At 39.3% G+C, this 23,525-nt stretch carries 18 protein-coding genes, 1 tRNA gene and 3 pseudogenes; 17 read left to right on the forward strand and 5 right to left on the reverse strand.

Annotated elements, in window-relative coordinates; all coding sequences use genetic code 11:
• Positions 1-114: 114 nt before the first annotated feature.
• The 7 genes and pseudogenes from ACAM22_RS03990 (at position 115) to ftsY (ending at position 8,542) form a co-directional block, all read left to right on the forward strand.
• A complete protein-coding gene (locus ACAM22_RS03990) occupies positions 115-1,101 on the forward strand; it encodes a GMP reductase (protein ID WP_261052768.1) in 987 nt (328 codons plus the stop codon).
• Positions 1,102-1,167: 66 nt separating this feature from the next.
• Positions 1,168-1,239, forward strand: a tRNA-Arg gene (locus ACAM22_RS03995).
• 173 nt (positions 1,240-1,412) lie between these two features.
• Positions 1,413-2,111, forward strand: coding sequence for a ribonuclease III (gene rnc / locus ACAM22_RS04000; RefSeq protein WP_000661487.1), 699 nt, complete (start codon positions 1,413-1,415; stop codon positions 2,109-2,111).
• On the forward strand, positions 2,102-5,641 hold the full coding sequence (smc, locus tag ACAM22_RS04005) for a chromosome segregation protein SMC (protein ID WP_261052766.1): 3,540 nt from the start codon (positions 2,102-2,104) through the stop codon (positions 5,639-5,641). The genes rnc and smc overlap by 10 nt, the downstream gene beginning before the upstream one ends.
• Positions 5,638-6,432, forward strand: coding sequence for an HAD family hydrolase (locus ACAM22_RS04010; protein ID WP_261052760.1), 795 nt, complete (start codon positions 5,638-5,640; stop codon positions 6,430-6,432). The genes smc and ACAM22_RS04010 overlap by 4 nt, the downstream gene beginning before the upstream one ends.
• Positions 6,432-7,250, forward strand: coding sequence for a Cof-type HAD-IIB family hydrolase (locus ACAM22_RS04015; protein ID WP_261052757.1), 819 nt, complete (start codon positions 6,432-6,434; stop codon positions 7,248-7,250). Before ACAM22_RS04010 ends, ACAM22_RS04015 begins: the two co-directional genes overlap by 1 nt.
• A 3-nt stretch (positions 7,251-7,253) precedes the next feature.
• Positions 7,254-8,542 (forward strand): annotated as a pseudogene (gene ftsY, locus ACAM22_RS04020) (signal recognition particle-docking protein FtsY).
• 45 nt (positions 8,543-8,587) lie between these two features.
• On the opposite strand, the gene zwf reads toward ftsY, so the two are convergent.
• The 3 genes from zwf to ACAM22_RS04035 all read right to left on the reverse strand — a co-directional run bounded on the left by zwf (position 8,588) and on the right by ACAM22_RS04035 (position 13,132).
• Positions 8,588-10,075 (reverse strand): glucose-6-phosphate dehydrogenase, encoded by a 1,488-nt coding sequence (gene zwf, locus ACAM22_RS04025; RefSeq protein ID WP_261052745.1) that lies wholly within the window; start codon positions 10,073-10,075, stop codon positions 8,588-8,590.
• 151 nt (positions 10,076-10,226) lie between these two features.
• On the reverse strand, positions 10,227-10,967 hold the full coding sequence (locus ACAM22_RS04030) for an amino acid ABC transporter ATP-binding protein (RefSeq protein ID WP_050315938.1): 741 nt from the start codon (positions 10,965-10,967) through the stop codon (positions 10,227-10,229).
• Complete coding sequence (locus ACAM22_RS04035) at positions 10,967-13,132, reverse strand: ABC transporter substrate-binding protein/permease (protein WP_261052744.1); 2,166 nt, start codon at positions 13,130-13,132, stop codon at positions 10,967-10,969. The genes ACAM22_RS04030 and ACAM22_RS04035 overlap by 1 nt, the downstream gene beginning before the upstream one ends.
• Positions 13,133-13,304: 172 nt before the next feature.
• Here ACAM22_RS04035 and ACAM22_RS04040 point away from each other — a divergent pair, with 172 nt between their 5' ends.
• The 3 genes from ACAM22_RS04040 (at position 13,305) to ACAM22_RS04050 (ending at position 16,813) form a co-directional block, all read left to right on the forward strand.
• Positions 13,305-14,258 carry a CPBP family intramembrane glutamic endopeptidase gene (locus ACAM22_RS04040; protein WP_369606969.1) on the forward strand — a complete coding sequence of 318 codons (954 nt, stop codon included), beginning with the start codon at positions 13,305-13,307 and terminating at the stop codon, positions 14,256-14,258.
• 76 nt (positions 14,259-14,334) lie between these two features.
• Positions 14,335-16,323, forward strand: coding sequence for an excinuclease ABC subunit UvrB (gene uvrB, locus ACAM22_RS04045; protein ID WP_369606970.1), 1,989 nt, complete (start codon positions 14,335-14,337; stop codon positions 16,321-16,323).
• Between the two features lie 22 nt (positions 16,324-16,345).
• Positions 16,346-16,813 (forward strand): 8-oxo-dGTP diphosphatase, encoded by a 468-nt coding sequence (locus ACAM22_RS04050; protein ID WP_000091556.1) that lies wholly within the window; start codon positions 16,346-16,348, stop codon positions 16,811-16,813.
• Here the strand turns inward: ACAM22_RS04050 and ACAM22_RS04055 are convergent.
• Positions 16,810-16,878, reverse strand: a pseudogene (locus tag ACAM22_RS04055) (DNA-binding transcriptional regulator); the annotation flags it as partial. The gene ACAM22_RS04050 and the pseudogene ACAM22_RS04055 overlap by 4 nt on opposite strands.
• Before the next feature lie 144 nt (positions 16,879-17,022).
• Between ACAM22_RS04055 and ACAM22_RS04060 the strand changes: the two are divergent.
• From ACAM22_RS04060 to ACAM22_RS04090, 7 genes and pseudogenes are all read left to right on the forward strand, one after another.
• A complete protein-coding gene (locus ACAM22_RS04060) occupies positions 17,023-17,997 on the forward strand; it encodes a LacI family DNA-binding transcriptional regulator (RefSeq protein WP_000207599.1) in 975 nt (324 codons plus the stop codon).
• Entirely contained in the window at positions 17,997-18,908 is a 912-nt protein-coding gene (gene rbsK, locus ACAM22_RS04065; protein ID WP_369606971.1) for a ribokinase, read from the forward strand. The genes ACAM22_RS04060 and rbsK overlap by 1 nt, the downstream gene beginning before the upstream one ends.
• Positions 18,883-19,281, forward strand: a complete 399-nt coding sequence (gene rbsD, locus ACAM22_RS04070) for a D-ribose pyranase (protein WP_000759833.1) — start codon at positions 18,883-18,885, stop codon at positions 19,279-19,281. The genes rbsK and rbsD overlap by 26 nt, the downstream gene beginning before the upstream one ends.
• Positions 19,282-19,294: 13 nt before the next feature.
• Positions 19,295-20,773: a sugar ABC transporter ATP-binding protein gene (locus ACAM22_RS04075; protein WP_369606972.1), complete on the forward strand. Its 1,479-nt coding sequence runs from the start codon at positions 19,295-19,297 to the stop codon at positions 20,771-20,773.
• 1 nt (position 20,774) lies between these two features.
• Entirely contained in the window at positions 20,775-21,719 is a 945-nt protein-coding gene (gene rbsC, locus ACAM22_RS04080; protein ID WP_369606973.1) for a ribose ABC transporter permease, read from the forward strand.
• Between the two features lie 104 nt (positions 21,720-21,823).
• Positions 21,824-22,789 carry a substrate-binding domain-containing protein gene (locus ACAM22_RS04085; protein ID WP_261052700.1) on the forward strand — a complete coding sequence of 322 codons (966 nt, stop codon included), beginning with the start codon at positions 21,824-21,826 and terminating at the stop codon, positions 22,787-22,789.
• A 77-nt stretch (positions 22,790-22,866) separates the two neighbouring features.
• Positions 22,867-23,007: pseudogene (locus ACAM22_RS04090) on the forward strand (NUDIX hydrolase); the annotation flags it as partial.
• On the opposite strand, the gene ACAM22_RS04095 reads toward ACAM22_RS04090, so the two are convergent.
• Positions 23,004-23,519 carry a transcription repressor NadR gene (locus tag ACAM22_RS04095; protein ID WP_020902811.1) on the reverse strand — a complete coding sequence of 172 codons (516 nt, stop codon included), beginning with the start codon at positions 23,517-23,519 and terminating at the stop codon, positions 23,004-23,006. The pseudogene ACAM22_RS04090 and the gene ACAM22_RS04095 sit on opposite strands and share 4 nt — an antisense overlap.
• Positions 23,520-23,525 lie beyond the last annotated feature (6 nt).

A 23,525-nucleotide genomic window follows, 5' to 3' on the forward strand; every position in this document is an offset into this window, starting at 1 on the left:
AAATTATTTGACAAAAACCTTACTTTGATTTATAATTAATTAAGGAAACGTCGGAAAAAGGCGTAGTGATGCGAGAGCATAGGTAGGTCATTACAAAAGAAACGAGACATCGATATGTTAAATGAATTTCCAATTTTTGATTACGAAGATATTCAATTGATTCCAAATAAATGTGTCATTAAAAGCCGTGCAGAAGCTGATACAAGTGTTACTCTAGGAAATCACACCTTTAAACTACCTGTTGTGCCAGCTAATATGCAGACGATTTTGGATGAAAATGTAGCAGAGCAACTGGCTAAAGGTGGTTACTTCTACATTATGCATCGTTTTGATGAGGTAGGGCGCATTCCTTTTATTAAACGCATGCACGATCAAGGGCTCATTGCTTCTATCTCTGTCGGTGTTAAGGATTATGAGTATGATTTTGTCAGCCAGCTCAAGGCTGATGCTCCGGAATACATCACGATTGACATCGCTCATGGTCATGCAGATAGCGTGATTTCTATGATTCAACACATCAAGAAAGAATTGCCAGATACTTTTGTTATTGCTGGAAATGTAGGAACACCAGAAGCGGTGCGTGAATTGGAAAATGCTGGTGCGGATGCTACTAAGGTTGGTATCGGTCCTGGTAAGGTTTGTATCACCAAGGTTAAGACGGGTTTTGGTACAGGTGGTTGGCAGTTGGCTGCTCTACGTTGGTGTGCCAAGGCAGCACGTAAACCGATTATCGCTGATGGAGGAATTCGTACTCATGGCGATATTGCCAAGTCTATTCGCTTCGGTGCTAGCATGGTCATGATTGGTTCCCTCTTTGCAGGACATATTGAAAGTCCAGGGAAAACGATTGAAGTCGATGGTGAACAATTCAAAGAATATTATGGTTCAGCCTCACAATATCAAAAAGGAGCTTATAAAAACGTGGAGGGCAAACGCATCTTGCTTCCAGCCAAAGGTCATCTGCAAGACACTTTAATTGAGATGGAACAAGACCTTCAAAGTGCTATCTCCTATGCAGGTGGACGTCAGGTTGCTGACCTTAAACATGTTGATTATGTGATCGTGAAAAACTCCATCTGGAATGGGGATGCTTCCCACTAAGACGGGCTATCTCACTAGAAAAAAACTTGTTATTAGAGCAAATTTCTGTTATAATAAAACAAGTTTCCACCCTTAGTGTAATGGATATCACGTAAGATTCCGGTTCTTGAGATGGGGGTTCGATTCCCTCAGGGTGGATGTAAACATCCTAAGAAAGCCTTTAATAGGGCTTTTTTCTTTATTCTGACTCAAGTTTGCTTCTATCTCTGTCTAAAGAATACCCAAATCCCCTATAGTCCCATTTTAGAGTGACTCAGGGGGCTTTTTTTGATATAATAAAAAGGACTGTTATCAGTTAGAAAGAGGTTGGTATGAAAGAATTACAAACTGTACTAAAGAACCATTTTGCAATCGAATTTGCAGACAAAAACTTACTGGAGACTGCCTTTACTCATACGAGTTATGCCAATGAGCACCGCCTCTTAAAAATTTCACACAATGAGCGCTTGGAATTTTTAGGAGACGCTGTTCTACAGTTATTGATTTCAGAATATCTGTATAAAAAATATCCTAAAAAGCCTGAGGGTGACTTGTCTAAACTCCGTGCCATGATTGTCCGTGAGGAGAGTTTGGCTGGTTTTGCGCGTGATTGCCAGTTTGATCAGTTTATCAAGCTGGGTAAGGGGGAAGAAAAGTCTGGTGGACGCAATCGTGACACCATTCTTGGTGATGCCTTTGAAGCCTTTCTTGGTGCCCTCCTTTTGGACAAGGATGTGGCCAAGGTCAAGGAATTTATCTATCAAGTCATGATTCCTAAGGTTGAAGCAGGCGAGTTTGAGATGATTACAGACTACAAAACCCATCTCCAAGAGTTACTTCAGGTTAATGGGGATGTGGCTATTCGTTATCAGGTGATTTCTGAAACAGGGCCTGCCCACGATAAGGTTTTTGATGTAGAAGTTCTTGTTGAAGGTAAGAGCATTGGTCAAGGCCAAGGTCGTTCTAAGAAATTAGCAGAGCAGGAAGCTGCCAAAAATGCCGTTGAGAAAGGGCTGGATTCATGTATTTAAAGGAAATCGAAATTCAGGGATTCAAGTCTTTTGCTGATAAGACCAAGGTCGTATTTGACCAAGGTGTGACGGCAGTCGTTGGACCCAATGGATCTGGAAAGTCGAATATTACAGAAAGTCTGCGTTGGGCCTTGGGGGAGTCAAGTGTTAAGAGTCTCCGTGGCGGCAAGATGCCGGATGTCATCTTTGCTGGAACTGAAAGTCGCAAACCGCTCAATTATGCTTCTGTAGTTGTGACTCTGGATAATAATGACGGATTTATCAAGGACGCAGGACAAGAAATCAGGGTAGAACGCCATATCTATCGTAGTGGAGATAGCGAATATAAGATTGACGGCAAGAAAGTTCGTCTGCGTGATATTCATGATCTCTTCTTGGATACTGGTTTGGGACGCGATTCCTTCTCTATTATTTCTCAAGGGAAGGTTGAGGAGATTTTTAACTCCAAGCCTGAAGAACGTCGTGCCATTTTCGAAGAAGCTGCTGGAGTTTTAAAATACAAGACTCGTAGAAAAGAGACAGAGACCAAATTGCAACAAACTCAGGATAATCTGGATCGTCTTGAAGACATTATCTACGAGTTGGATAATCAAATCAGGCCTCTTGAGAAGCAAGCTGAAAATGCTCGTAAGTTTCTAGACTGGGAAGGCCAACGTAAGGCTATTTACTTGGATGTACTGGTTGCCCAAATCAAGGAAAATAAGGCTGAACTAGATTCGACAGAAGAAGAGTTGGCACAGGTTCAGGAACTCTTGACGAGCTACTACCAAAAGCGTGAAAAATTAGAAGAAGAAAATCAAACTCTTAAAAAGCAACGCCAAGATTTACAGGCTGAAATGGCCAAAGATCAGGGCAGTTTGATGGATTTGACCAGTCTGATTAGTGATTTAGAGAGAAAATTAGCCCTATCGAAATTAGAATCTGAGCAAGTAGCCCTGAATCAGCAGGAAGCACAAGCTCGTTTGGCTGCTTTGGAGGATAAGAAAAATTCACTCATCCAAGAAAAATCTGCTAAGGAAAGCTCTTTAGCCCTCCTAGAAGAAAATCTAGTCCAAAATAATCAAAAACTTAATTGTTTAGAAGCTGAATTGCTGGCTTTTTCAGATGATCCTGATCAGATGATTGAGCTCTTACGTGAACGCTTTGTAGCCCTTTTACAAGAAGAAGCGGATGTATCAAACCAGTTGACCCGTATCGAAAACGAGTTGGAAAATAGTCGTCAGCTTTCTCAAAAACAAGCAGATCAACTAGAAAAGCTGAAAGAACAGCTGGCTACAGCTAAAGAGAAGGCTAGTCAGCAAAAGGCGGAGCTTGAAACTGCTGAGGAGCAGGTTCAAAAATTATTGGCCGACTACCAAGCTATTGCTAAGGAGCAAGAGGAGCAGAAAGCTTCCTATCAAGCTCAACAAAGTCAACTCTTTGACCGTCTGGATAATCTCAAAAACAAGCAGGCTAGAGCCCAAAGTTTGGAAAATATCCTGAGAAATCATAGTAACTTTTATGCAGGTGTTAAGAGTGTTCTCCAAGAAAAAGACTGCCTTGGTGGGATTATTGGTGCAGTCAGTGAGCACCTGACCTTTGATGTTCATTATCAAACTGCTCTAGAGATTGCCTTAGGGGCAAGCAGTCAGCATATCATCGTAGAAGATGAGAACGCGGCGACTAAGACTATTGATTTCCTCAAACGGAACAGAGCCGGTCGTGCGACCTTTCTTCCGTTGACCACGATCAAAGCTCGTACGATTTCTAGTCAGAATCAAGATGCTATCGCGGCAAGTCCAGGATTTCTGGGTATGGCAGATGAGTTGGTGACATTCGATACTAGACTGGAAGCTATTTTCAAGAACTTGCTAGCTACGACGGCTATCTTTGATACCGTAGAGCATGCGCGTGAAGCTGCTCGACAGGTTCGTTATCAGGTTCGTATGGTAACCCTAGATGGAACAGAGTTACGTACAGGTGGTTCCTATGCAGGTGGAGCTAATCGCCAGAATAACAGCATTTTTATCAAGCCAGAACTGGAGCAATTACAAAAAGAAATTGCTGAAGAGGAAGCAAGTCTTCGTTCAGAAGAAGTGGCTTTGAAGACCTTACAAGACCAGATGGCTAGATTGACCGAATCATTAGAAGCCATCAAATCTCAAGGAGAACAGGCTCGTATTCAGGAGCAAGGCTTGTCCCTCTCTTACCAGCAGACCAGTCAGCAAGTTGAAGAGCTAGAAACGCTTTGGAAACTCCAAGAAGAGGAATTAGATCGTCTTTCTGACGGAGATTGGCAAGCAGACAAGGAAAAATGCCAAGCACGCCTTGCTACTATTGCCAGTGATAAGCAAAATCTGGAAGCTGAGATTGAAGAGATTAAGTCCAACAAAAATGCCATCCAAGAACGTTATCAGAACTTGCAAGAAGAGGTAGCGCAAGCTCGTTTGCTTAAGACAGAATTGCAAGGGCAAAAACGTTATGAAGTAGCTGATATTGAGCGTTTAGGCAAAGAATTGGACAATTTAGATATCGAACAAGAAGAAATCCAGCGCCTTCTTCAAGAAAAGGTTGATAATATCGAGAAGGTTGATACAGAATTGCTCAATCAACAGGCTGAAGAAGCCAAAAACCAGAAAACAAATCTCCAACAAGGTTTAATTCGCAAGCAGTTTGAGTTGGATGATATTGAAGGTCAACTGGATGATATTGCTAGTCATTTGGATCAGGCTCGCCAGCAGAATGAAGAGTGGATTCGCAAGCAAACACGTGCTGAAGCCAAGAAAGAAAAGATCAGCGAGCGCTTGCGCCATCTACAAAGTCAATTGACAGACCAGTATCAGATTAGCTATACTGAGGCTCTAGAAAAAGCACATGAGTTGGAAAATCTCAATCTGGCAGAGCAAGAGGTACAGGATTTGGAGAAGGCTATTCGCTCACTGGGTCCAGTCAACTTGGAAGCTATTGACCAGTACGAAGAAGTTTACAATCGTCTGGATTTCCTAAATAGCCAACGAGATGATATTTTGTCAGCGAAAAATCTGCTCCTTGAGACCATTACAGAGATGAATGATGAGGTCAAGGACCGCTTTAAATCAACCTTTGAAGCTATTCGTGAGTCCTTTAAAGTGACCTTCAAACAGATGTTTGGTGGGGGGCAGGCAGACCTGATTTTGACTGAAGGAGACCTGCTGACTGCTGGGGTTGAGATTTCTGTCCAACCTCCAGGCAAGAAAATCCAGTCTCTTAACCTCATGAGTGGTGGTGAAAAAGCCTTATCAGCTCTTGCTTTGCTTTTTTCTATCATTCGAGTTAAGACTATCCCATTTGTCATCTTGGATGAGGTAGAGGCTGCACTTGACGAAGCCAATGTTAAACGTTTCGGGGATTACCTCAATCGATTTGATAAGGACAGCCAGTTTATCGTCGTAACCCACCGTAAGGGAACCATGGCAGCGGCTGATTCTATCTATGGAGTGACTATGCAAGAATCAGGTGTCTCAAAAATTGTTTCGGTTAAGTTAAAAGATTTAGAAAGTATTGAAGGATGACAATTAAACTAGTAGCAACGGATATGGACGGAACCTTCCTAGATGGGAATGGGCGCTTTGATATGGACCGCCTCAAGTCTCTCTTGGCTTCCTACAAGGAAAAAGGGATTTACTTTGCGGTGGCTTCAGGACGCGGATTTCTGTCTCTAGAAAAATTATTTGCTGATGTTCGTGATGACATTATTTTCATCGCGGAAAATGGCAGTTTGGTAGAGTATCAAGGTCAGGACTTGTATGAAGCGACTATGTCTCGTGATTTTTATCTGGCAACTTTTGAAAAGCTGAAAACTTCACCTTATGTAGATATCAATAAACTGCTCTTGACGGGGAAAAAAGGCTCTTATGTGCTAGATACGGTTGATGAGATCTATTTAAAAGTGAGTCAGCACTATAATGAAAATATCCAAAAAGTAGCGAGTTTGGAAGATATCACAGATGATATTTTCAAATTTACAACCAACTTCACAGAAGAAACGCTAGAAGCTGGAGAAGCTTGGGTCAATGAACATGTTCCTGGTGTTAAGGCTATGACAACTGGCTTTGAATCTATTGATATTGTTCTGGACTATGTCGATAAGGGGGTGGCCATTGTTGAATTAGCTAAAAAACTTGGTATCACAATGGATCAAGTTATGGCTTTTGGAGACAATCTAAATGACTTGCATATGATGCAGGTTGTGGGACATCCTGTGGCTCCTGAAAATGCACGACCAGAAATTTTAGAATTAGCAGAGACTGTGATTGGTCACCATAAGGACCAGTCGGTTATAGCTTATATGGAGGGCTTATAATGGCAGATATAAAATTGATTGCATTGGACTTGGACGGGACCTTGCTGACTACTGATAAAAGGCTGACGGATCGTACCAAGGCAACCTTGAAAGCTGCGCGTGATCGTGGTATCAAGGTCGTATTGACAACTGGTCGTCCCTTAAAAGCTATGGATTTCTTTCTCCATGAGCTAGGGACTGACGGTCAGGAAGATGAGTATACGATTACCTTTAATGGTGGTTTGGTTCAGAAAAATACAGGTGAAATCCTTGATAAAACAGTCTTTTCATATGATGATGTGGCACGCTTGTATGAGGAAACAGAGAAATTATCACTGCCTCTTGATGCCATCTCAGAAGGAACTGTTTATCAAATTCAATCCGACCAAGAAAGTCTTTATGCCAAATTCAATCCAGCTTTGACTTTTGTTTCAGTTGACTTTGAAGACTTATCTAGTCAAATGACCTACAATAAGTGCGTGACTGCCTTTGCTCAAGAACCCTTGGATGCAGCCATTCAGAAGATTTCTCCAGAATTGTTTGACCAATATGAAATCTTTAAATCACGTGAAATGTTGCTAGAGTGGTCACCAAAGAATGTTCATAAAGCAACAGGTTTGGCAAAACTAATCAACCATCTCGGAATCAACCAAAGCCAAGTCATGGCCTGTGGTGACGAGGCCAATGACCTTTCTATGATTGAATGGGCAGGGCTCGGTGTTGCCATGCAAAACGCTGTTCCTGAAGTCAAGGCAGTCGCAAATGTAGTGACTCCAATGACCAACGATGAAGAGGCTGTAGCCTGGGCTATCGAAGAATATGTGCTAAAGGAGAACTAAGATATGGGATTATTTGACCGTCTATTCGGAAAAAAAGAAGAACCTAAAATCGAAGAAGTTGTAAAAGAAGCTCTGGAAAATCTTGATTTGTCTGAAGATGTTGAGTCTTCTCTTACAGAAGCTGAGGAAATTCCTCAAGAAGAAGCAGAGGTTGAAAGTTTTGAAGAGCCTGTGATTGAAGAAGAGGAAATCAAAAAAACTGTTGAAGAAAATTATGATTCAGAGTCAGTTGTAGAAGTTTCTCAAGAAGAAGTCGAAGAATTGCCAAACTCACAAGAAGTCCCAGAGGAAGAGAATCCTGACCTCTTAGAGACTGTAAAAGAAAATAGTTCTGAAGTGCTTGAAGCAGAAAGGCCTCAGGTAGAAGAAACTGTTCAGGAAAATATGACCGAAGTCTCAAGAAAACTCGTACAGGCTTCGGTGCCCGCTTGAACGCCTTCTTTGCTAATTTCCGCTCTGTTGATGAAGAATTTTTCGAGGAACTGGAAGAACTGCTGATCATGAGTGATGTTGGTGTCCAAGTCGCTTCTAACTTAACCGAGGAGCTACGCTACGAAGCCAAGCTAGAAAACGCCAAGAAACCCGACGCACTTCGCCGTGTCATCATTGAGAAATTGGTTGAGCTTTATGAAAAGGATGGCAACTACGATGAACGTATCCACTTCCAAAATGGCTTGACAGTCATGCTCTTTGTCGGTGTTAATGGTGTTGGTAAAACAACTTCTATCGGAAAATTGGCCCACCGCTACAAACAAGCTGGTAAGAAGGTCATGTTGGTTGCGGCAGATACCTTCCGTGCTGGTGCCGTTGCCCAATTAGCAGAATGGGGACGCCGTGTGGATGTTCCAGTTGTGACTGGACCTGAAAAAGCTGACCCAGCCAGTGTCGTATTTGATGGCATGGAACGTGCCGTGTCTGAAGGTATCGATATTCTTATGATTGATACCGCTGGTCGTCTGCAAAATAAGGATAATCTTATGGCTGAGTTGGAAAAGATTGGTCGTATTATCAAACGTGTTGTGCCCGAAGCTCCGCATGAAACCTTTTTGGCACTTGATGCATCAACAGGTCAAAATGCCCTGGTACAGGCCAAAGAATTTTCAAAAATCACGCCATTAACTGGAATTGTCTTGACTAAGATTGATGGAACTGCCCGAGGTGGTGTTGTTCTAGCTATCCGAGAGGAACTCAATATTCCTGTAAAATTGATTGGATTTGGTGAAAAAATCGATGATATTGGAGAGTTTAACTCAGAAAACTTTATGAAAGGTCTTTTGGAAGGCTTAATCTAATCAGAAGCAAAAATCCTGCAAGGTACAAACTTGCAGGAAATTTTTTTATTCTAAACGACCATCTTGACGATAGGCGATATCTGGTTGCCAAGTCCATTTGGCACCGAATTTTTCAAGTAAGTCAAAGCTAGCTTGAGGTCCCATGCTTCCAGCTTTATAGTCATGAAGTGGGGCACCATTTTCAGCCCAGAGCTCTTCGATACGATCAATCAATTTCCATGACGCACCAACTTCATCCCAGTGGCTAAAGTTAGTTGAGTTGTTATTTAGGACATCATAAATCAATTTCTCGTATGGTTCTGGAGAAGCACCAGTTGCGGTCGCATCTGTACGGTAATCAAGTGAGTTAGGAGCCAAGTTAAATTCTTCTCCTACCTGCTTCCCATTTAGGCTAAGAGAGAAGCCTTCTGTTGGTTGGATATAGATGGTCAAAATGTTTGGAGCAAGTGGCTCTCCAAAGATAGAGTCCATTTGTTTAAAGACGATGTTGACATGAGTTCCTTTTTCAGTCAGACGTTTACCAGTACGGAAGAAGAAAGGAACACCACGGAATCGATCACTGTCTACAAAGAAGGCACCAGATGCAAAAGTTTCTGTTGTAGATTCTGGATTCACATTTGGCTCGCTACGATAAGAGATATATTTCATGCCATCAATCTTACCTGAACGGTATTGACCACGGATAAAGAGCTCTTTAAGCTCTTCATCAGTTGGATGATAGAGGTTTTTAAAGACCTTAATCTTTTCAGCACGAATCTCGTCTTTTGTGAAGCTTGCTGGCTTGTCCATGGCAAGGAGGGAAAGCAGTTGGAGTGTATGGTTTTGTACCATGTCACGGAGGGCACCAGATTGATCATAGTAGCCACCACGCTCTTCTACACCCAAGCGCTCCGCAAAGGTAATTTGAACATTGTCGATAAAATCCTTGTTCCAAACGTTTTCGAAAATCAGGTTGGCAAAGCGAACTGCAAAGATGCTTTGGATCATTTCCTTACCAAGATAATGGTCAATACGGAAAATTTGTTCTTCGTCAAATGTTGCTAGGAGTTCGTCATTCAACTTGCTTGCAGTTGCGTAATCTGTACCAAATGGTTTTTCAACGATTAAGCGCTCAAAACCTTTACCGTCAACAATGTTTTCAGACTTAAGGTGTTTGGCAATAGTTCCAAAGAACTGAGGAGCCATAGACAAGAAGAAGAGCTTGTTGTGTTCAGATTGGTACTTGTCATTTAGTTCAGCCTGCAATTGACGCAAAGCAATATAGTGCTCCGTATCATTGACATCGTGACTTTGATAGTAGAAGTGACTAGCGAATTCTTGAGCCTGTTCGGTACTATCTGCCAAATCAAGGATAGATTCGACTACAACAGATTCAAAATATTCCTTGCTCCAAGGACGACGGGCAGTTCCAATAACTGCAAAGTGCTTGGAGAGATTGCCGGATTTATATAGTCTAAAAAGGGAAGGGTAGAGCTTGCGTTTAGCCAGGTCTCCACTCGCACCGAAAATTGTAACAATAACCTTAGATGACATCTAGCTACCTAATTTCTATTTTTATTCCTAGTCTTGCTAGGTATGAGGAAATCTCATTTCATAAACTTAATTCTAACATAATTTTCCGAAAAATCAAAAAATCCAATACGAGATAGAAAAAAACTGCAAGGAAATCCTTACAGTTTGAGTATTAGACGTTTAATACCTTGTCCAAGAACTCTTTCAGACGTGGGTGTTGTGGGTTGTCAAAGATTTGATCTGGTGTTCCGTCTTCAAGGAATTCACCATCTGCAGTAAAGATAACGCGGTTGGCAACCTGACGAGCAAATCCCATCTCATGGGTTACGATAATCATGGTCATGCCTTGCTCAGCCAATTCCTTCATAACGTTTAGTACGTCTCCGACCATCTCAGGGTCAAGGGCTGAAGTTGGTTCATCAAAGAGCATGATGTCTGGATTCATTGCTAGTCCACGAGCGATAGCCACACGTTGTTTTTGACCACCTGATAGGCTATCTGGGTTGGCATTAGCTTTATCTGCTAGTCCAACCTTTTCAAGCAACTCCATTCCCAATTTCTCAGCTTCTTCCTTAGTCATCAACTTGTGCTCAATAGGAGCAAAAGTAATGTTGTCCAATACAGACATGTGTGGGAAGAGGTTGAAGTGTTGGAAGACCATTCCGATATTTTCACGGACGTGGTCAACGTTGGTAGTTTTTTCAGTTAAATCATAGCCGTTCACAGTGATGTGACCGCTCGTAACTTCTTCTAGAAGATTGAGGCTACGAAGGAAGGTTGATTTACCAGAACCTGAAGGACCGATGATACAAACGACATCTCCTTCATAGAACTTAGTCGTGATTCCTTTTAAAACTTCATTTTTTCCGTAGCTTTTGTGTAAATCATTTACATCAATTTTTAATTTTGCCATTAACGAATCCTCTTTTCTAAGCGTTTCGCTAGTTTAGTCAAAAGTGTGATAATTACAAGATAGAAGATAGCAAGAATTGCATACATCTTGAAACTTTGGTAGTTACGGGCAATGATAATCTTACCAGTTTGGAAGAGTTCAACCAAACCGATAGCAGATACGATAGTTGTATCTTTAAGAGCGATAACGAATTGGTTAACAAAGTTTGGCAACATTAATTTAGTTGCTTGTGGCAAGATAATCTTACGCATGGTTTTTCCATAAGAGATACCCAAGCTTCGGCTGGCTTCCATTTGGCCAACTGGAACGGCCTGAATACCACCACGAACGATTTCAGCGATATAAGCTGCTGCGTTGAGTGAGAGGGCAATAGTACCAGCTACGAAGTCGTTAATTGGACTTTGTTGGCCTGTGATGGACTCGATGAAGTTTGGAATACCCCAGAAGATGAAGGCTGCAAGAATCATCAATGGAATACCACGGATAACGTCAACGAAAATCTCAGAGATTACACGAAGAGATTTGTATGGGCTAACACTAAACATACCGAAGATAATCCCGATAACAATAGCAATAGCAAATGAGATAAGAGCTAGAGCAAGAGTGATACCAAGACCACTAAGGAGTTGTTTGTAGTTGTTTTGGAGCAAGCCCCAGATAGTTGTCTCATCAACAGTGCTTGTTGAAGCAGATGAAGATTCGCTAGCTAGATATTTATCAAGAATCTTTTGGAATTCCCCGTTTGCTTTAAGGTTTGCAAGTCCGTTGTTGAACATTTCAATCAATTCTGGATTTGCTCCTTTTTTAACGGCAAAGGCTGTTTCACCGATTGGAGTTCCAGCGATTGGAGTCTTCAATTTTTGACCTTGGCTGATAGAATATTTGAGAACAGGCTCATCATCCATAACGGCATCGATGGCCCCAGTATTTAAACTGTCATACATTGACGAACCATCAGCGAAGGTTTTAATTTTGTAGCCGTATTTACTTTGATTTTCTGTTAGGAAGGTTTGAGAAGCAGTTCCGTTTTTAACACCAACTGTCTTCCCTTTCAAGTCTTCATAAGAAGCAATGGTGCTTGATTCTTTGACACCAAGGATAGTATTGGCTGTGTAGTATGATTCTGAGAAGTCAAAAGTTGCCTTACGAGCATCTGTGACAGACATACCAGCAATGATACCATCAGCTTGTCCAGCTTGAACAGCACTGATAGCGGCATCAAAACCAGGATTGGTGATTTCAATTTCGAAACCTTGGTCTTTAGCGATTGCCTTAATCAATTCCATATCAATACCAGTAAATTGGTTGCTTGAATTTTGGAAAACAAAAGGTGCAAAAGAAGAATCGCTGGCAATAATGTATTTAGCTTTAACAGGAATGGCTTTTAATCCTGCTAGAGTAGATGTAGTTGGCACTGCTGAAGATGATGAAGCAGTCCATTTCTTGATGATTTTATCAAGACTACCATCTTTTTTCATTTCAGCCAAGGCTTGGTTAAATTCAGTGACTAAGTGCTCGTATTTGCTACCTTTTTTAACACCGAAAGCAAAGCTACCTACAGCTTCACCATCCATTTCAATATGGAGGTCTTGCCCTTGGTTAATGGCATACTCGATAACAGGTTTGTCATCCATCATGGCATCGATGGCACCAGCACTCAAGCTGTTGTTCATCAAATCACTAGTGTCAAATGTTTTAATAGTAAAGCCGTATTTATCTTTGATTGTTTCAAGAAAACGTTGAGCAGCAGTTCCGTTTTTTACACCAACGGTTTTGCCAGTTAATTGGTCATATTTACTAATCTTGTGTGCCTTTGTAGTTGCAATGACAACTTTTGTATCATAGTAAGTATCAGACATGGTGAAGACTTTTTCACGTTCTTTCGTCTTTGTCATCCCTGCCATGATAGCGTCAGCTTGACCAGCTTGAACTGCATTCACCGCTGCGTCAAATCCAGGATAGGACATCTGAATGTTCCATCCTTTAATCTCAGCGACTTTATTGATAATGTCAACATCAATTCCTTTATAAGTTTGATCTGAATCTTTAAACTCAAAAGGTGCATAGGCGGTATCAGAAACAATCTTAATCGTCTCTGCTTTCGCAATACCTAATGAGAAAATTGGGAATAAAATTAGCAAAAATGCTAGAAATTTTTTCTTCATTTTTAGTCTCCTTTTCCGAATATTTTCCCATTATATCAGAAAAAGTAAAAAAAGGCAAATTTTTATATTTCTGTGTCAGAAAATATAACATTGTTTTTTCCTTTTCTTTCTTGAATTGCTACTATAAAGTGCTATAATAATAGTATATGATAGAAGAAAAGAGGACAGGGATATGAAGAACAAAAGAATATTTAAAGACTTCCAAGCTTCAAAAATGAGTTTAAACATTTACACAAGCCCCTTGTTAGCCTTTGCTTTTGTCTTCATAGGAGAGTTTGTGGCTTATACTCTGTATGGTATTAGTTTGTTAGCTCTCATCGGACTTGCTAGAAATTTTGGAGAGGCTGGTCAAAATCTTGCAAGCTACTTACAGACCTTGCAGCAGAGCTTGATGGATAAAACAAGTGACTTTCATTTAATTTTAGAATTGCTGTCTTTTGGTTTTATTCTCAACACTGTGTTCAGATGGACTAGAAAAGTAGAGAAAAGACCTATTCGAACTTTAGGATTTTATAGAGAGAATTGCCTCAGCAATCTTCTGAAAGGATTTGGTCTAGGCCTGGCACTTTTTCTTCTGACCTTGCTAGGTTTGGTGGCCTTAGGGCAATATCGTTTGGAATCCATTCACTTGGATCCATATTCGCTTGTCTTTGTCATTTTTACCATTCCATTTTGGATTTTACAGGGGACAACAGAAGAAGTGGTTTCCCGTGCATGGCTCCTTCCTCAATTGGCTTCAAGAACCAATTTAAAACTTGCTGTTCTTATATCTAGCCTATTCTTTACTTTGCTCCATGCTGGGAATTCTGGTCTAACACCTCTATCTCTAATGAATCTCTTCTTATTCGGAGTTGCTATGGCTCTTTATCTTCTCAAAACCGATACAGTTTGGGGTGTTGCAGGTATTCATGGGGCTTGGAATTTTGCTCAGGGTAATCTTTTTGGGATTTTAGTTAGTGGTCAACCGTCAGGAACGTCTTTGATGACCTTTTTACCACAAGGCAATCAAGGCTGGTTATCAGGAGGATCTTTTGGGATTGAAGGTTCTATCATGACAAGTTTAGTCTTGTTACTTTTGATTGTCTATCTCGCTTACCAATTAAAGAAAGAAAATGAAAGGATGTGACTTCGGTCCGTCCTTTTCTTCGTGAAAATGCTACAAGTATGCTAAAATAGGAATAGCACATGGAGAGAGGATTCTTATGATTAACCGCATTACAGACAATCAATTTAAACTAGTATCAAAATATCAACCATCAGGAGATCAACCCCAAGCTATCGAGCAGTTGGTTGATAATATCGAGGGGGGAGAAAAAGCTCAGATTCTGATGGGGGCGACCGGAACAGGGAAGACCTATACCATGAGTCAGGTCATTTACAAAGTCAATAAACCAACTCTGGTCATCGCCCACAATAAAACTCTAGCAGGCCAGCTATATGGAGAGTTCAAGGAATTTTTCCCTGAAAATGCAGTTGAGTACTTTGTGTCTTACTATGATTATTACCAACCTGAGGCCTATGTCCCTTCTAGCGATACCTATATTGAAAAGGATAGCTCTGTTAATGATGAGATTGACAAGCTTCGCCACTCAGCTACCTCAGCCCTTTTGGAGCGTAATGATGTTATCGTCGTAGCTTCCGTTTCTTGTATCTATGGTCTGGGTTCGCCCAAGGAATACGCTGATAGCGTCGTTAGTCTGCGTCCAGGTCTTGAAATTTCTCGTGATAAACTCTTAAATGACTTGGTTGATATTCAGTTTGAGCGAAATGATATTGATTTCCAACGGGGAAGATTTCGTGTGCGTGGGGATGTAGTGGAGATTTTCCCTGCTTCCCGTGATGAACATGCCTTTCGAGTGGAGTTTTTCGGAGACGAGATTGACCGTATCCGTGAGGTTGAGGCTCTGACAGGCCAGGTATTGGGAGAAGTGGATCATTTGGCGATTTTCCCAGCTACTCACTTTGTGACCAATGACGACCATATGGAAGTGGCTATTGCCAAGATTCAGGCAGAGTTGGAGGAGCAGTTAGCTGTCTTTGAGAAGGAAGGCAAATTACTTGAAGCTCAGCGTTTGAAGCAGCGGACAGAGTACGATATCGAAATGCTGCGCGAGATGGGCTATACAAATGGGGTTGAAAACTATTCACGCCATATGGATGGCCGTAGCGAAGGTGAGCCACCTTATACGCTTCTCGACTTCTTTCCAGATGATTTCTTGATTATGATTGACGAGAGTCATATGACTATGGGACAAATCAAAGGTATGTACAATGGTGACCGTTCGCGTAAGGAAATGCTGGTTAATTATGGTTTCCGTTTGCCATCAGCTTTGGACAATCGTCCTCTCCGTCGGGAGGAGTTTGAGAGTCACGTTCATCAGATTGTTTACGTTTCAGCGACACCTGGTGACTATGAAAATGAACAGACCGAGACAGTGATTGAGCAAATCATTCGTCCAACAGGACTCTTGGATCCAGAGGTAGAAGTCCGTCCGACTATGGGACAGATTGATGACCTTTTGGGTGAAATCAATGCCCGTGTTGAAAAGAATGAACGAACCTTTATCACCACTTTGACTAAGAAAATGGCAGAGGACTTGACCGACTACTTCAAGGAAATGGGTATCAAGGTCAAGTACATGCACTCGGATATCAAGACCTTGGAACGGACGGAGATTATCCGTGATCTGCGCTTGGGTGTCTTTGATGTCTTGGTCGGAATTAACCTGCTCCGTGAAGGGATTGACGTACCTGAAGTGAGTCTCGTAGCCATTCTAGATGCTGACAAGGAAGGCTTCCTCCGTAACGAACGTGGCTTAATCCAAACTATTGGACGTGCTGCCCGTAACAGCGAAGGACATGTCATCATGTATGCGGACACGATGACTCAGTCTATGCAACGTGCCATTGATGAAACTGCCCGCCGTCGGAAAATCCAGATGGCTTATAATGAAGAGCATGGTATCGTACCTCAAACCATCAAGAAAGAAATCCGTGATCTTATTGCCGTTACCAAGGCAGTTGCTAAGGAAGAGGACAAGGAAGTCGATATTAATAGCCTTAATAAACAAGAACGCAAAGACCTCGTCAAGAAACTAGAAAAACAAATGCAAGAAGCTGTCGAAGTGCTTGACTTTGAACTCGCAGCTCAGATTCGTGATATGATGCTGGAAGTCAAGGCGTTGGATTAGAATAGTATCTAAAGGAGAAAATATGTCCCGTTCCCAATTAACAATTTTAACAAACATTTGTCTGATTGAAGACCCCGAAACTCAGCGCGTGGTTATGCAGTATCGCTCTCCTGAAACAAATCGCTGGTCTGGTTATGCCTTTCCTGGAGGTCATGTTGAAAATGGTGAGGCTTTTGCGGAGTCTGTCATTCGTGAAATCTACGAAGAAACAGGATTGACTATCCAAAATCCTCAACTTGTCGGCATTAAAAATTGGCCACTAGATACAGGTGGGCGCTATATTGTCATTTGTTATAAGGCGACTGAGTTCTCTGGTAGCCTTCGCTCTTCAGATGAAGGAGAAGTTTCTTGGGTGCAAAAAGACCAGATTCCAAACTTGGATCTGGCCTATGATATGTTACCCTTGATGGAGATGATGGAAGCTCCTGACAAATCAGAGTTTTTCTACCCTCGCCGTACAGAAGATGATTGGGAGAAGAAAATCTTCTAGTCTTTTACTAAATAACCTAGCTGATCCAAGGCCTCCTCAATATAGTGGAGGTCTTGTTGTGTTTCGTATCTAATAGTAATAGGATATTAGTAAAAACATGTGTACTCTGAAATAAATTTAAAATATTTCTAAAAAAGTATTGACAAAATAAAAGAAAACGCTTACTATATAAATAAGGGAACGGTTCCACAACGTAAGAAGGAGGAGTGATGACTACAATAAAACAGGTTGCTGAAGAAGCTGGAGTATCAAAATCAACAGTTTCAAGATATATTTCGAAAAAAGGCTATGTCGGAGATGATGCTAGAGAAAAGATAAAAAATGCTATCAAGAAATTAAATTACACGCCGAATGTATTAGCACAATCTTTGAAAACTAAAAAAAATCAAATGGTAGGACTCTTATTGCCAGATATTTCTAATCCCTTCTTCCCAAGATTGGTTCGAGGAGCTGAATCATATTTGAAAGATAAAGGTTATAGGATTATGGTTGGTACTATTTCAGATCATGATTCGTTAGAAGAATATATAAACCTTTTGTTAAAAACAAATGCAGCTGGTATTATAACGACACTTGACTTTACAAAGGAATTTCCAAATCTGACGTTACCTGTCGTTGTGGTTGACCGGATTAGTAAAGATACAGGTTACGGTGTCTTTTCTGATAATCAGTTGGGTGGACGTTTGGCTGCTAAAGCAATTTGGAATGCTGGCGCTAAGCAAGTTATGATTATTAAAGTTTTAGATGATAAAGCTGAGAACATTGCGGAACGATTTGAAGCAAGTTTAAACTATTTGAGGAATAAATCTTTAGAGATTCGTATTGAAGAAAGTGAAACATTTGAGTTTGAAAAAATTCAAACAGAAGCTAAAGAGAATCTAAAAAGAAATCCAAATATTGATAGTATTATAGCGCCTTCTGATATTCATGCGATAGCTTATATTCATGAAATTTTAGCAATTGGTAAAAAAATCCCAGATGATATTCAAATCATTGGTTATGATGATATTGTACTTAGTCAATTTATTTATCCTTCTTTATCAACTATTCACCAATCATCATATAAAATGGGAGAACAGGCTGCAAAGCTAATCTATAATATGGCAAATAAGTTCTCTATAGATGAAGCTAAAATTAAACTACCTGTTAGATACGTAGAAAGAAATACATTAAGGAGAAAGTAATGAGTAAAATTGTTGTTGTTGGAAGTATTTCAATGGACTTAGTTATGAGAACAAAAAGGATTCCAGAAGGAGGTGAAACGATTTTTGGGGATTCATTTAATATAGTTCCGGGTGGAAAAGGTGCAAATCAAGCTGTAGCTATTGGTAGATTATCCAGTGTAGAAGATAATATTTACATATTTGGAAACGTCGGAGAAGATATTTTTTCAGCAGATTTACTAAGTAATCTGCAAAATAATAATATTTCTACAGAACATGTGGGAACGGTACCACAATCTACAGGAGTTGCACAAATTACTTTATATGGAGGTGATAATAGAATTATTTATTATCCCGGAGCGAATAATTTAGTTAAAACAAATGATTGGAAAAATGAGTGGGAATTGATTAGTGAAGCAAGTATTGTTGTATTACAGAATGAAATACCACATGAAGCCAACCTATCTATAGCTAAATTTTGTCAAGAAAATAAAGTTAAGGTACTTTACAATCCTGCACCAGCTAGAGAAACAGATATAGAGATGATTCCTTTTTGTGATTTTATTACTCCTAATGAGCATGAATGTTCAGAGCTTTTTCCAGATAAGAAATTAGAAGAAATTATTAAAATTTATCCTAATAAAATGATTGTGACATTAGGAGTTGAAGGTTCTATTTATTATGATGGGGCAGCAGTTCAGAAGATTCCTGCTATAAAAGCAGAAGTAGTTGATACTACAGGAGCAGGAGATACGTTTAATGGTGCTTTTGCTTATGCTGTCTCAAAAGGAAAAGAGATGAATGTTGCATTGTCCTTTGCAACGATTGCTTCACATCTTTCTGTTCAAAGATTTGGAGCGCAAGGTGGCATGCCGAGTTTGAAAGAAATAAAGGAGCATCCAGGATATGAAGAAATATGGGATTTTAAATAGTAATATAGCAAAACTAGCTGATGATTTAGGTCATATGGATTTGGTTTGTATTGGAGATTTAGGATTGCCAGTTCCAAAAGGTATTGATAAAATTGATTTAGCATTAAGAAAAGGTAGTCCAAGTTTTTTAGAAGTTTTAAAAGAATATTCAGATCATGTACTTATTGAAAAAATTTTCTTAGCAGAAGAAATTAAGGAAAAAAACAAAGAACAGTGGCAAGCAGTTCTAGATCTTTTAGGATCGAATATAATTATTGAATATATTAGTCATGAAGAATTGAAAGCTATGAATACTACAGTTAAGGCAGTTATTCGCACTGGGGAAGATACACCATATTCGAATATAATCTTGCAATCAGGAGTTATTATTTAGAAGGGAGTTGCCTATGAAAATTGAAATGAAGAACATTTCAAAATCTTTTGGGAATAATCGTGTTTTAGAAAGTATTGATTTGGTTCTTAATTCAGGAGAAGTTCATGCTTTAATGGGAGAGAATGGTGCAGGCAAATCAACCTTAATGAATATTTTAACTGGACTTTTTCCAGCTACTTCAGGAACTATTTTTATTGATGGAAAAGAAAAAACATTTTCTAATCCTCAAGAGGCAGAACGGTTTGGACTGAGTTTTATTCATCAAGAAATGAATACTTGGCCAGATATGACTGTACTTGATAATCTTTTTTTAGGAAGAGAAATTAAAAATTCGATTGGGTTTCTAGATAAAGCTAGTATGGAAAGGAAAGCTAAAGAAGCATTTAAACGTCTTAATATCTCTATTCCTCTCGATGCAATCATTGGTCAATTATCAGTCGGACAACAACAAATGATAGAAATAGCAAAATGTTTATTATCAGAAGTTTCCTTGTTAATTATGGATGAACCCACAGCAGCTTTAACTGATCGTGAAACTGAAACACTTTTTAAAGTGATAGAAGGATTAAAATCTGATGGTGTAGGTATTGTGTATATTTCACATCGGATGGAAGAAATCTTTAAGATTACAGATCTTATAACTGTTATGAGGGATGGGTTTGTAATTGATACCAAGAGAACGAAGTTAACTAATGCAGATGAATTAGTTCAGAAGATGGTAGGCCGTGAATTAGAAGATTATTATCCAGAAAAAAAGGCTGAGATTGGGAATATTGTTTTTCAAGCTAAGAATCTTTCTGGTGATGCTTTTACGGATATTTCTTTCTATGTACGTCAAGGGGAAATTCTTGGTTTTTCTGGTTTGATGGGTGCTGGTCGTACTGAAATAATGCGAGCAATTTTTGGAATTGATTCTTTAAAATCTGGTCAAATTATAATAAACGGAGAACAACTGATAATTAAAAATCCTTTTGAAGCAATTAAGCATGGAATTGGTTTCTTAACAGAAGATCGTAAAGATGAGGGATTGATTTTAGATTTTTCTATTAAAGATAATATGACTTTACCTAGTACTCGTGATTTTGTTAAAAATGGCATTTTCGATAATAAAACAAGTGGTATATTTGTACAACGTTTAATTGATAGGCTACGAATTAAATCAGGTTATCCAGATAAGGAAGTTGGGACACTTTCTGGTGGTAATCAACAGAAAGTAGTTTTAGCAAAATGGATAGGTATTGCTCCAAAAGTACTGATTCTAGATGAGCCAACTCGTGGGGTAGATGTTGGTGCTAAGCGTGAAATTTACCAATTAATGAATGAATTGGCTGAACGAGGTGTGCCGATTATTATGGTATCTTCAGATTTACCAGAAGTGATCGGAGTCAGTGATCGCATTATGGTCATGCATGAAGGAAGAATTAGTGGAGAATTAACACGTCAAGAAGCTACACAAGAAAAAGTTATGCAACTAGCCACAGGAGGACAATAGTGTGAAAAATACTATGAAGTATATGTCAGAATTGACAACAGTAATAGCATTGATAATTTTAATGGCTGTCATCACTATTATCAATTCAAATTTTTTAACAGCAAATAATCTGTTAAATTTACTATTGCAAGTAACATCAAATGCACTGATTGCTTTTGGAATGACCTTTGTTATTCTAACAGGTGGAATTGATTTATCAGTTGGATCAATTTTAGCCTTATCCAGTGCGCTAACAGCTGGCCTATTAGGATCTGGAATGCCTGTTACATTAGCAATTCTAATCTCTTTAATTTTAGGTTGCATTCTGGGGGTGATGAATGGTTTATTGATTTCCTACGGGAAATTAGCTCCATTTATCGTTACTTTAGCAACTATGACTATTTTTAGAGGCGCAACACTTGTTTATACAAATGGGAATCCTATTACAAAAGGATTAAGTGATACATTCTTATTTCAATTTTTGGGGCAAGGTTACATAGTCGGAATTCCATTTCCTGTAATTATTATGTTTATTGTATTTATTATTTTATATGTTTTACTTCATAAAACAGCATTTGGTAAATCTGTATATGCTATAGGGGGGAATGAAAAAGCAGCATATATATCAGGTTTAAAATTAAATAAAGTGAAAATTATCATTTATTCAATATCAGGTATTATGGCTTCAATTTCTGGATTGATTATAACATCACGCTTAAGTTCTGCTCAACCAACAGCAGGTGCTAGTTATGAAATGGATGCTATTGCAGCTGTTGTTCTTGGGGGAACCTCTTTATCTGGAGGCAAAGGTCGTATACTGGGGACCTTAATAGGTGCTTTAATTATTGGGGTTTTGAATAATGGACTTAATATTATCGGTGTTTCAGCATTTTGGCAACAAGTAGTAAAAGGAGTTGTAATCTTAATTGCTGTTCTGATTGATCGTTTTAAAGTTGTAAAACAGTAGAATAATTTTCAATTTTTTTTGTAAATAGTAACAATTTATTAGATGACATACAATAATCGGGATTGAAACTATCCCTATAGATATATATTACGAGGAGTAATAACATGAAAATTATTAAAAAAATTAGCATTTTTGCTTTGTTTGTAACATTTATTTTTGCTTTAGTAGCTTGTGGAAAAACTGGTTTAGGAAATTCATCAAATGATAATAAATCTACGATTCAAAAGTCGGCAAAAGAATTAAAATTAGGAGTTTCTATTTCAACTACTAACAATCCCTATTTTGTAGCTATGAAAGATGGTCTTGAAAAAGCTGCAGGAGAAAAAGAAGTAACTTTGAAGATAGCAGATGCACAAGATGATGCTGCTAGACAAGCAGATGATATTCAAAATTTTATTAGTCAAAATGTAGATGCTTTACTAATTAATCCAGTTGATTCTGATGCAATTGTTACATCTATTAAAGCTGCTAATAATGCAAATATTCCAGTAATCTTAATTGACCGCGGTAGTAATGGAGGTGAAGTCTTGACAACTGTTGCTTCTGATAACGTAGAAGCAGGTAAAATGGCTGCAGAATTTATTACCAAGCAATTGGGAGAAAAAGCAAAAACTTTTGAATTATCAGGAGTCCCTGGCGCTTCTGCAACTGTAGATAGAGGTAAAGGATTTGAACAAATTTCAAAGACAAATTTAGATGTTCTTTCTAGTCAATCCGCTAATTTTGACCGCGCAAAAGCTTTGAATACAGCGCAAAATATGATTCAAGGAAACAAAGAAGTGCAAGCAATCTTTGCACAGAATGATGAGATGGCGTTAGGAGCTGCACAAGCAGTAAAAGCAGCTGGTCTTAGCAATGTATTAATTGTTGGTATTGATGGTCAACCAGATGCACATGATGCTATTGCAAAAGGTGATATTACTGCCACTATTGCTCAGCAACCAGCTAAGATGGGTGAAATTGCTATTCAATCAGCAATAGATCATTATCAAGGGAAAAAACTGGAAAAAGAAACAGTTTCTCCAATTTATCTTGTGACTAAGGATAATGTTGATCAACATAACTGGTGATATATTTTTAGTAAGCAAGTAGTTGTTAATTTTCATTCAATGTGGTTTTTAAATATCATTGTTACTATTTGAGCTATTGGATTCAAAAAGACCAGATTCCAAACTTGGATCTGGCCTATGATATGCTACCTTTGATGGAGATGATGGAAGCTCCGGACAAATCTGAATTTTTCTACCGTCATCGTATAGAAGATGGCTGGGAGAAGAAAATCTTCTAGTCTTTTACTAAATAACCTAGCTGATCCAAGGCCTCCTCGATATAGCGGAGGTCTTGCTGTGTTTCAGCTTCGACTAGGTGGTAATGGATGCCATCTGTCAATTCAGACAGAGGTCTAAAATCTGAATGCTCGACTTGTTCTAGAAAATGTTGCACGTCTCGGCGACAAGACAGTTTCAGCAAGGTTTCGATTTCTCCATAAACGGGATGGTCAATCAAGGTATTTTGAACACGTCCACCATTATCAACGATAGCAAGGAGTTCTTGACCGATTTCTTCAACTTCATGTTTCACCTTGAAAAGTTTGTGAACATAAGGGTTGGTTTCAATTTGCTTATAGACGTAGCCACGATTGGTGGATAGGATAGGAGCGCCATCGGCTCTTAAAATTGCAATGTCCTGTACAATGACCTGGCGTGTAACATGAAAATGTTCAGCTAAACTTTGGCCATTGAGGGCTTTAGGAGTTTCTTTCAAGAGTTGGAGCAGGGCTTGTTTGCGATCTTTTGTCATAGCTTT

It is taken from the genome of Streptococcus sp. SN-1, from assembly GCF_041154385.1.
Taxonomy (GTDB): Bacteria; Bacillota; Bacilli; order Lactobacillales; family Streptococcaceae; genus Streptococcus; species Streptococcus mitis_CT.